A 10,563-nucleotide genomic window follows, 5' to 3' on the forward strand; every position below is an offset into this window, starting at 1 on the left:
AACCACCCCACCCCCGGCAAACCCCGGCTCACCAGCAGCGTCGGCGCCACCTGCGGCCCGCCCTCGGTCCAGAACAAGGCATGCCCGGCCAACGACCGCTGCCCCGCCAGCCCGTCCAGTTGCAGCAACCACTGTTCGACCGCCTGCGCCATTCCGTCCTGCTCCGGCAACGCCAACCACATCGCGCCCATCGCCGGCTGCCCCCACGCAGGCGCGATGCTTGCGGGCTCTGGCCGTGACGGAGCGGGCAACTGGCTGAGGTCGCGGTCGAAGCGCTCCAGCACGAACCCCGTCTCCAGGGTCGACAATGCCAGGCGCTCCACTTCGGCGTACCACGCGCCGTCGCGCCGCAGGCGCTCCAGCACTGGAATGTCCGGCCCGCCATAGGCCAGGGTCAGGGGAAAATAACGCCCCACCCGGTCGACACTGGGCATCATCACGCCGGCCCAGGCGGGCTCGCCGCACACCCCGGCGGCCAGGGCGAAATGCCAGATCGGGCTGCAGCGGTAGGCCTGCTCCCACCCTGCCCCCAGGCGCTCGCGGCTGGCGCGCAGGCCAGCCTGCAACCAGTCATCCCAACCCCGCACGAACGCAGGCGACAGGCGCCGACTGAGAAAGTCGCCATGGGTCACCAGCTTGCCGTAGAAGCCGGTGCGCGAATCGCGCTGTTCCAAGGGCCTCACCTCACAACCGCGCCGGGCAACGGAACTGCTCCAACGCGTCGCGGCGGAACGGGTTGATCACGCTGCTGGCGCGTAGCGTGTAGCTCACCTTGTGCCCCCCCACGTTGAACGTGAGCAGGAAGCGCTCACCCGATTCGCCGCTGACCTGCCCCTGGTCAAGCAAACGCAACCAGGCCCAAGGGCCGTCGCTGCGCAGGTCGCTACCGGTGGGAGACTGCAATTGCACGCGGTCGCTGCCTTTGCCGCTGGGCAACACGATCGGCGTGAATCCGGTATCACCGCGAGGCACGAACGTCACCGGCTGGCCAGCGATATCCAGCGTCACCTGGCCCAATGCGGGATCGACGGTCAGGGGTTGCACGTCGAAGCGCAGCGAGGGCTGACGGGCACCGGCGACGAAGAACATATCGCGCAGGCGGGCGCCGCGCTGGAACTGGTCGAGCACCTCCTGGGGGATGCTCAGCGGTGCGCTGCCGTTGGCGCGCCAGCGCCATTGGCTACTGCTCATGTCGACGTAGGGCGCGAGGTTGCGGCTGAAGAAGTCATCCATGATGCCGCCGGGGCCGAAGAAGCGGCCGAAGTCGTCGGCGGTGACGTCGCGGCTGGCGCCGCGCACCAGCGGGTAGCGCCCGGCGATGGCATCGCGGCAGAACGGCGCGCCATTGGCCACCCACAGGGCGTTGAGGCGTTCGCGCTCGTTGCCGAGGGTCAGCGCGCCGCCGCCACTGTCGACTGCGCGCAGCACCTCGGACAAGGGGGCTGGCTGCTCGGTTGCGGCGCGCTTGATGCGCCCAAGCACCTCCCCGCTGGGCGCTGGCGTGCCACTGCGGCGGGCATTTTCGGCGCTGTCGAAGAACTGCGCGGCGTCCTTGAGCAGGGCCAGGCTTTCGTCCAGCGACGCCGGGGTGGCGCTGCCCGCCAGGGCATGCAGGGCGGCGAAGTGCTGGTCCACTGGGTTGCCGGTGGCAGCCGGCGCGGGGGCCGGGGCGCTGTCGGACAACGCACTTTCCAGGCGCTTGCGGGTACTGTCGAGGCGTTCGCGCAGGGCGCGGTCGACCGGGTTGCCGGCGCTGTCGCCGGGAGTGTCGGCCAGCACGCCTTCGAGGGTGGTCTCGCGTGAGGCGGCCTGGAGGAAGGCGCGCAGCGGCGAGTCGGCGGCGGCCAGAGCATTACTCACCTGCGCCGCCTGGCCGAGGCTGGCCAGGGGCACCAGTTGCACGTCGGCCAGGTAGGCATCCCACTGGCGGATATAGTCTGCGTAGTACAGCTCAAGCACCGCAGCGCCCAGGCGCGCACCATCGCCCGCGCCGAGGGCCGCTTCCTGGCGGTCGAGCACCCAGCTGTCGCGGGCCATGTCGGCCACGGCGCGCTCGCGCCTGGCCAGCAAGGCGCGGTAGCCAGCCACGCTGTACACCCCGCTGACACCGCGCGACAGCGGCAAGCCGCTGCGCCGCACCAGCAACGAGGAGGCATCGCGCCCGCCGGCAGCGTTGACGCTTTGCTCGGCCAGCCCGGCCTGGGCCACCTGGCGCTTGAGGCGATTGTAGATGCGCTGCGACAGCGGCATGCCCGCCAGAGTCAGGCGGGTCTTGGCGATCAGGTCGGCATCGAGCTGTACCGGCTCGGCGTCGGCGTCTTCGAGCAGCGCGGCGACATGCGCCCATAGTTGCTGGCGCTGCGCCTCGCTGGCCTGGGGCAGCTCGCGGCGCCAGTCGACATCGACCCAGGCCTGCACCGAGGCGGCATCGAAGAACTGGCGCTGGCCGAGCATCAGGTACACGCGCAGGGTTTCGTAGAGGAAGTCCTGGTTGCTGGCATCGCCCCGGCGCAAGGCGCTCTCCAGGTTGCCGACGATCGACGGCAGCAGGGTGCTGCGCAGCAGGCGGTGGTACAGCGCCACGGCCCCGGCACCGAGCTTGTCACCCTGGTACAAACCAAAACGCTCAAGCAGCGGCACACCCTCCCCGCGCTGGTCGTAACCTGCGGGCAAGGCGCGGGCAGCGTCGAGCAGCGGCAACGCCTGTAGCACGTTGCCCTCAGCCGGCAGCGCCTTGGCCAGTTGCGCCACCTCGGCGGTACGTTGCGCGGCGGTATCGACCAGCACGCGGTTGCGCTGGTAACTGAGCGCCATGCCCAGCGCCAGCAGCAGCGTCAGCACCGCGACCAGCACCATCCCCGCGCGCAACCATTGGCGGCGGCGCTGCTCCTGGCGCGGGTCGAGCCCGGCCAGGCCCGCTTCCTTGAAGATCACCTCGCGCAGCAGCCGGGTGATGAAGTAGCTGCGCCCACTGGCGTACCCGGCAGGCAGCACTTTGCGCCCCAGGCCGAAGGCGGCGGCCAGCGAGGCCAGCACCCGGTCGATCGGGCTGCCTTCCTGGGTGCCGCTGGTGAAGTACACCCCGCGCAGGCGGGTCGGGGCCTGGAAGCGGTTGGGTTCGAGCACCGTGCGCAGGAAGCCCGCCAGCACGTCGCCCATGCCGGCGAACTGCTGCGGGAAGCTGTACAGCAAGGCACGTCGCGACAGGTCGCGCTCCTGTTGCATGCGCTCGAGCACGCGCACCTGCAACTGCCGCTCCAGCGCCTCGAACTCGGCCGGGAAGCCCGCCAGCGCCGCTCCCGGCTGCTCGCTCTGGGCCAGCGGGAAGGTCACGCCCCACACCTGGCTGCGCTCATCGCGCCCGAAGTGCTCGAAGTACTCGGCAAAACCGGCCAGCAGGTCGCACTTGGTCACCACCACGTACACCGGGAAGCGCACGCCCAGGCGTTCGTGCAGCTCGTCGAGGCGCGCGCGGATCGCCGTAGCCTGGCGCTGGCGCTCGGCCTCGCCTTGTTGCAGCAGGTCGCTGACGCTCAGGGTGACGATCACGCCGTTGACCGGGCTGCGTCGGCGGTGCTTTTTCAGCAGGTCGAGAAAACCGCGCCAGGCCGCCTTGTCGACCTCGGCGTCGCTGTCTTGAGTGGTGTAGCGCCCGGCGGTGTCCAGCAGCACGGCTTCGTCGGTGAACCACCAGTCGCAGTGGCGCGTGCCGCCGATGCCGCCGATGGCCGTGGCGCCGTGGGTGTCACTGAGCGGGAATTGCAGGCCGGAGTGGGTCAACGCAGTGGTCTTGCCGCTGCCTGGGGCGCCGACGAACAGGTACCACGGCAGCTGGTACAGGTACTGCCCGCCCGGTTTCCAGCCGGGGCTGGCCTTGCGCAGCACGGCCATCGCCTCGCGCATGCGCTCGGCCAGGTGCGCCACCTCGGCCTGCGAGGCGCGCGCCGAGGCGGGTTCCCCGGCCTGCTCATCAGTGACCCCGGCCATCAGCAGGCGGTTGGCGCGCCAGGCGGCAAAAGCGCGCCAGCCGAAATAGGCCAACCACGCGGCCAGCAACGCCGCCACCAGCCAGCCGCGCGCCCAGGTCGAGGCCAGTGGCTCGCGCCCGTCGAATGACAGCAGCGGACCTTCGTACCAGATCAGCAGTGCCATCAACGCCACGCCCAGCAGCGACAGCAGCCAGGAACTGGCCAGCCAGCGCAGGCCGCGCATGAAGGTATCGAACAGATAGATCAGATAAGACATCGCCTGGTCCTCACTGCGGCTGCGCAGGAACAAATACGGTGATCTCTACGCGGCGATTGCGCGCGCGGTTGGCGGCCGAGTCGTTGGCCACCAGCGGCTCGGTCTCGCCACGGCCTTCGCTGCGGTAGCGCGTGGCCGGGCCGGCGCGTTCGGCCAGCAGGCGCGCGACGTTGCGCGCGCGGGTGTTGGACAGGTCGAAGTTCGACGACAACCGCGAACCCAGCGCAGGCCGCACGTTGTCGGTGTGACCGACCACCAGCACGTCGCCAGGCACGCCCTTGAGCGCCTCGCCTATGCGCGTCAACAGACCGTCGAAGGCGCTCGACACCTCGGCGCTGCCGGAGGCGAACACGCCGTCGCCGCGCAGGGTGATCACCGAGCGGTCGGCGGCCTCGCGCACGCTCACCAGGCCTTTAGCGATCTCCTCGGCGAGAAACCCGGACACCCGCACCGGCGCCGGCCCCGTGGGCTGGGCGACCTTCAACGGCGAGGCCAGGCGCAGCTCGCCCATCTGCGCGAACACCGGGTCCGAGGCGCGGTTGAGCAGCCAGTTGCCGGTCACCTGCAACAGCACCAGCAGCAGCGCCGCCAAGGCCGCCAGCACCCACAGCGGCACCAGGCGCAGCATCGACACCGGCGCAGTGGGCGCACCGCGCCAGCGTGGCGAAAGGTCCTGCTCGACCGCGCCGCGCTGCTGGCGAATCAACTGCAACAGGCGCTCGCGCAGGGCCGCCAGTTGGTCGAAGCCACGGTCCAGTACGCGGTAGCGCCCTTCCAGGCCCAGGGCCAGGCACAGGTACATCAGCTCCAGCACGTCGAGGTTGGCGCGCGCATCCAGGCTCAGGCGCTGCAGGATCAGGAAGAACTTCTCGCCGCCCCAGGCCTCGTTGTGGAAGGTCACCAGCAGGCTGCGGCCACTCCACACCCCGGCGCCCCAAGGCGTGCTGGAGATGGTTTCGTCGACCAGCGTGCACAGGGCATAGCGCGCCGCGGCGAGGGTCTGGGCTTCCACCCGGGCGTTGCGCGCCTGCGCCTCGAACTGCTGCACGGCCTGCACCAGCCGCTCGCGCAGGGTTTCCATGTCCGGTGCGCGGGTCAGCCCACGCAGCGGCACCACCAGGTCGAGCAAGGGGTTGGCGGCGCGCACCAGCGGGTTGAGGCCGGCGCCGCGCAGGGCCAGGTCGGCTTCGACCGGCGCAGGCGCGGCGCTGGAGGCCGGGCGGCGGCCGCCGGGGGTCGGCAGCAACAGGGTGTGGTCCGGGTCTTGCCCGGGCTCAAGGGAGTCGTTCATGTTCACGGTGATGTACCTGCGCTGTCGATCAGGCGTTGCGGATGGCCCAGAACTGCATGTCCAGCCCGGGGAAGCTGCCGGCCACGTGCAGGGCGAAGCCTGCCGACTGGGTCAGCTGTTGCCAGTACTCGCTGTTGCGGTCGAGTTCGAAGTAGGTGAAGCCTGCGTGGAACGGCAACTGCCGCGGCGCCACCGGCAAGGGCCGCAGGCCGATGCCGGGCAGTTGCAGGTTGACCATGTCGCGGATCTTCTCCACCGAGCCCAGCTTGACCTGCGGCGGGAAGCCGCTGCGCACCGCTTCGGCCGGCATCTGCGCGTGCACGGCGAGGACGAAGGTGGCGCTGCCGAGCAGCGCGCGGTCGGGCAGCACCGCCACGCGGATACCGAACTGACGCTCCTCCAGCGGGATCTGCAGGGCGCGCGCGTCGATCACCGTGGCCAGGGCGCGGCGCAGGTCGAGCATCAGCGGGGCGAAGGTCTCGGCCAGGGCGTCGTGGCGGTACACCGGGTAGCGGCTGGCGCGCTTGTCGACGTGGGTAAAGGTCGCCAGCTCGCCGGCCAACTCAGTCAGTTGGCGGTACAACGCCTCGGGGTGCAGCCCGGCCATGCTGGCCAGGTGGCGCACCAGCGGCTCGCTGCGGTTGAGCAGTTGCAGCAGCAAAAAGTCGGCGATCTCTGCCGCGCCGCTGGCACCCGGCTGGGCCAGGCGCGTGGCCATGGCCTCGGCGCGCTGGTGCAGCAGGCCCAGCAGTTCGTCGACGAACGCCGCCAGGCGCGGTGCGGCCTGCAAAGTGAGGCTCGGCGGGCAGTAGGCGGGGTCGAGCAACACCTGCTGGTCGGCGCGGCGCTCCAGCACCCGCGCCACGCCCAACACCGCGTGGGCGTCAGCGACGTCGCTGGCCAGGGCCAGGCGCAGGCGCAGCTTGCCGACGTTCATCAGCGCGCTGTTGTCCAGGCCGTTGCTGTCCCAGGCCTCGTACTCGACGCTGCGATGGCGGGCGAAGTTCTCCGCGCTCACGCGGTCGTCCACTTCCGCCACGCCATGGCGGGCGGTGGGCAGCGCCAGCACCACGTCGAGGTCACGAGCGTCGACGGGGATCTCCAGCGGCAACGGCATCTCGTCGAATGGCAGGCCGATCGGCGTTCCATCGGGCAGCACCCCGCTGTATGCCTTGAGCGCCAGCTTGCCGAAGGCCAGGTGCTGCTCGTCGAGCTCCAGGCGCGAGAAGCCCCAGGCGTAGGGGCGCAGCGCCGCGACCCGGGCCTCCAGGTGGGCATTGAGGAAACGGTCGTGCTGCTGCAGGTGCTGGGGCTGCAGGAGCATGCCTTCCGACCAGACGACTTTGCTGTTCCAGGACATGAATGCGATCTCGGGTAAAGGGGTTCAGGGCGTGTCGCGCAGGCGGCTGACCTGCTGCTGGTAGGCCACGGAGAATTTCTCGCCGTACAGGCGTTGCAGGTCTTCGTCGCCATCGCGTGCAAGCTCAGCGTGCAGCTCTGCGAAACGCGCCCACAGGCGGGCCTTGCGCGTCGAGGGCAGCACGCGTTCCAGGGCGCCGGGAGCGGCCAGGCGACGTTCGATACGCACCGGGTCGAAGCGCTGCATCACCTCGCCCAGGGCCTCGCGCATGCCGGCGATCACCGCCATCTCGTGGGCGCGCAGGTCGTCGAAGGCGGCGTGCAGCGCCTGCACGCCGGGCAGATAGGCCGGGGCGTCGGTGCTGAGCATCTGGCTGAGGGCGCTGGTGGGGTCGGGGAAGAACTTCAACGGGTTGTTCGAATGCGCGCCGATCATGGTCATCTCGATATGGCTTTCGCGCTTGGTCAGCGCCCGCGCCATCAGCACGCCCATGGTGCCGCCGGTGGCGGCGCGGAGCATTTCCCCCACCAGCCGGGCCAGCTCTTCGGGGCTGCGCGAGGCGCGCAGGTGCGGCAGGCCGAGGCCTTCGAGCAGGGCCTGGAGCACAGGGTCTTCGCCGGCCGCCGTGGGTTCTGCGGCAACGGGGGCCGGTGTTGCGATTGGGGTGGGTGCAGGCGCCAGGCTGGCTGGGGCGGCAGGCGTCGCCAGCAGGTCGGCCAGGGCGTCGTAGCCATCGGGGATCAACGCCGCTTCCGGCGCCTGGGGGGCTGGGCTGACAGGCAAGGCCGGCAGGGCCTGCAACTCCGGCGACAGGTGATCGGCCGGGGTGCCGAGGAAGGCCGCCGTGGGGCGCTGGCCGCCGAACAGGTTCAGGCCCAGCGGGTCGTCCAGCATCGGGGCCGGCTCGAACACTGACTCGCCTTGCAGGATACTCGCCGCCGCCAGGGCGTCGGTGTCCACCCGTGGCTGGCTGAAGCCCGGCTCGCTGCGCGGTGCCACGGGGGCTTCCAGCGGCGGTGGCGGCGGCTGGACCGGCGCCGGTGGCACGAACACCGCCAGGGTCTGGGTGGCGCCAACCCCCGTCTGGTCGGGGTCGGCCTGCTCCACCGCGAGCAGCGCCACACCCATCTGGTAGTCGCCGATCACCAACTGGTCGCCGGCCTGCAGCAGCGTCTCGCGGCCATGGCCGAGCAGGCGCTCGTTGATCACGCTGGGGTTGCTGCCGGTGTCGGTGAGGTAGTAGCCGCCCTCACGCCGCTCGACGCGGGCGTGGCTGCGGGAGATGTACTTGCCCGGATCGTCCAGCACCAGGTCGTTGCCGGGCGCGCGGCCCAAGGTGCCGGCGACGTCGATCAGGCACGCCAGCTCAGCTGCGGGCGGCTGCCCGCGATAACGTTCGACCCACAGTTTCACAGGCATGTCAGGTTCCTTTCGGCAGGAAGGTGGCGGGGTTCACTGGCAGCCATCGTCGGCCTCCTTGGGCTCCAGCGGCTGGCCCACCGGGCCGGGCCGCGAGGCCAGCACCAGGGCGTTGGCGGCGGCCGAGGCCTGGGGCAACGGCAGCGGCAGCATCGAGGCGATGATGGTCGGGCCGAGGGTCAGGAACGAGCCGCCGGCCTTGAGGGTGATGCTCGCCCCCGCCTCGATCACCACGTTCATGCCGCCCTTGATGTGCACATCGGTGCCGCCGCTGAGGCTGGCCTTGAGCGCGCCGTCCAGTTGCAGGTCACGGCCGGCGGCCTGGGACACGCTGCCCACGGCCTTTTCGGTGCGATCGCCCAGCACATGCTGATGGCGGTCGCCGCCGATGCGTTCGCGCAGGTCCTTGGCCACTCGCGAATGGCGCTCGCCGCCCACCCAATCGAGGGCATCGCGCTCGATGCGCTGGTCGAAGTTGCGCTCGGCGTGGATGAACACCTGCTCGGCGCCCTTGCGGTCTTCGAAGCGCAGTTCGTTGTAGCCGTTGCCGCCTTTGCTGGAGTGGCTCTTGAGGGTCGAGCGGGTGGCTTGTTCGGGCAGGTTGTAGGGCGGCATCACCTCGGCGTTGTAGACGCTGCCGGTGACCAGCGGGCGGTCGGGGTCGCCTTCGAGAAAACTCACCACCACTTCCTGGCCGATGCGCGGCAGGAACAGGCTGCCCCAGCGCTTGCCGGCCCAGCCCTGGGCGACGCGGATCCAGCACGAGCTGTTCTCGTTTTCCTGGCCTTCGCGGTCCCAGTGGAACTGCACCTTGATCCGGCCATAGGGGTCGGTCCAGATCTCCTCCCCGGCCTTGCCCACTACCTTGGCGGTCTGCGGGCCGTGCACCAGCGGACGCGGGGTGAGGCATGGCGGGCGGTAGTCCTGCTGGCGCGGCAGTGCGGTGAAGCGGCAGGTGAGCACGGGCGCCGGGTCTTCGGGGCGGGTCGGTTCGTAGGTGTCGGACGACAGCTCGTATTCGGCGGCGAGCACCAGCACCTGTTGGTTCTGATCGCCGCGCGGGTGTTCGCTGAGGGTGAACAGCGCGCCGGGGAACAGCCCGCGCGCGCGGGTAGCGCCCTCGATACGACGGTAGCTGGTGTGCCGGGCTTCGAGCTGATGGCGGGCCAGGGTCTCGCCCTGCGGGCGCTCGCGGTACTTGCCGGGGTAGTCGTAGCGCTCGAAGCGTGACGGGGCGTAGGGGCGCGCCTGGGTCGACTTGACCAGCAGGTTGGCCGAAGGTTTTTCGAAGTCGTAGTCCTGCAGGGCCCAGACGCCGGGCTCGACTTCGCCGCTCATGCGCCAGTCGTAGATCACCTCGCTGTCGCGCATGGCCTGGTCCTCGGCTGGCAGGTAGCGCACCTGTGCGTAGCCTGGGGCGGGCGCGTGGGCGCCGTAGCCGTCGGCCAGCACCAGGGTGTGGCGGCCGGCCGCGCTACGGAAGAAGTAGTAGATGCCGGCCTGCTCCAGCAGGCGGCTGACGAAGTCGAAGTCGCTTTCGCGGTACTGCACGCAGTACTCAAGGGCCGGGTAGCTGGCGCTCAGGCCCGAGGTATCGACGTCGGCCAGGGTGTAAGGGGCGAACACCGCCTGGACGATGTCCGGCACGTTGCGCTGCTGGAAAATCCGGCAGTCGCTGCTGCGGGTCAGCAGCCACAGCCACGGGCGCACCACCGCGTGGTAGGTGGCGAAGCGCCCCTGGCGGCCGGTGTAGGCGAAGCGCGTGACCAGGCCGCTGAAGTGGCGCTGGCCGCCCTTGGGCAGTTCCACGGCAACGGTCAGGGGGGTGGCGAGCAGGTCGTCGAGGTCCAGGTCGGTGCGTTCGCTGTAGAGGTCGATGTGGTATTCGCTCAGGGTCGACAGGCCTTCGCGGGCGGTCATGCGCCTGAACAGCAGGGTGTCGGGGGCCAGCACGCAGGTGACGGCAATTTCGCGGTTGGCTTGGGTAACGGGCATCCAGGGCTCCTTCACGCGGGGTGGCCGCAAGGGTCGGCCTTGGGGATACAACAGGTGGGGAGCGGGGTTTATTCCGTGGGGGGATGAAAAAGCGTGTGGGGTGAGAGCGAGGGTGCTGCGGATGGCCCTATCGCGGGACAAGTCGGGTAGGGGGGCCCCCCCCCCCCCCCCCCCCGGGGGGGGGGGGGGCGGGGGGGGGGGGGGGGGCCCCCCCCCCCGGGGGGGGGGGCGGGGGGGGGGGGCGCGCGGGGGG

6 protein-coding genes are annotated in these 10,563 nt (G+C 70.5%); all 6 read right to left on the bottom strand.

The features are described 5' to 3' along the window. The coding region (tagF, locus tag IAE40_RS25440; protein ID WP_200604060.1) for a type VI secretion system-associated protein TagF at positions 1 to 674 on the bottom strand (674 nt) is incomplete at its 3' end. A 10-nt stretch (positions 675 to 684) separates the two neighbouring features. Beyond that, positions 685 to 4,245: a type VI secretion system membrane subunit TssM gene (gene tssM / locus IAE40_RS25445; protein ID WP_200604061.1), complete on the bottom strand. Its 3,561-nt coding sequence runs from the start codon at positions 4,243 to 4,245 to the stop codon at positions 685 to 687. Between the two features lie 10 nt (positions 4,246 to 4,255). Then, positions 4,256 to 5,536 carry a type IVB secretion system protein IcmH/DotU gene (icmH, locus tag IAE40_RS25450; RefSeq protein WP_200604062.1) on the bottom strand — a complete coding sequence of 427 codons (1,281 nt, stop codon included), beginning with the start codon at positions 5,534 to 5,536 and terminating at the stop codon, positions 4,256 to 4,258. Between the two features lie 28 nt (positions 5,537 to 5,564). Then, a complete protein-coding gene (gene tssK, locus IAE40_RS25455) occupies positions 5,565 to 6,896 on the bottom strand; it encodes a type VI secretion system baseplate subunit TssK (protein ID WP_197893315.1) in 1,332 nt (443 codons plus the stop codon). Between the two features lie 24 nt (positions 6,897 to 6,920). Continuing rightward, positions 6,921 to 8,315, bottom strand: a complete 1,395-nt coding sequence (tagH, locus tag IAE40_RS25460) for a type VI secretion system-associated FHA domain protein TagH (protein ID WP_200604063.1) — start codon at positions 8,313 to 8,315, stop codon at positions 6,921 to 6,923. A 33-nt stretch (positions 8,316 to 8,348) separates the two neighbouring features. Further along, positions 8,349 to 10,310 (bottom strand): type VI secretion system Vgr family protein, encoded by a 1,962-nt coding sequence (locus IAE40_RS25465; RefSeq protein ID WP_200604064.1) that lies wholly within the window; start codon positions 10,308 to 10,310, stop codon positions 8,349 to 8,351. Positions 10,311 to 10,563 lie beyond the last annotated feature (253 nt).

The sequence above is a fragment of the Pseudomonas sp. S44 genome, assembly GCF_016624805.1.
GTDB classification, from domain to species: Bacteria; Pseudomonadota; Gammaproteobacteria; order Pseudomonadales; family Pseudomonadaceae; genus Aquipseudomonas; species Aquipseudomonas machongensis.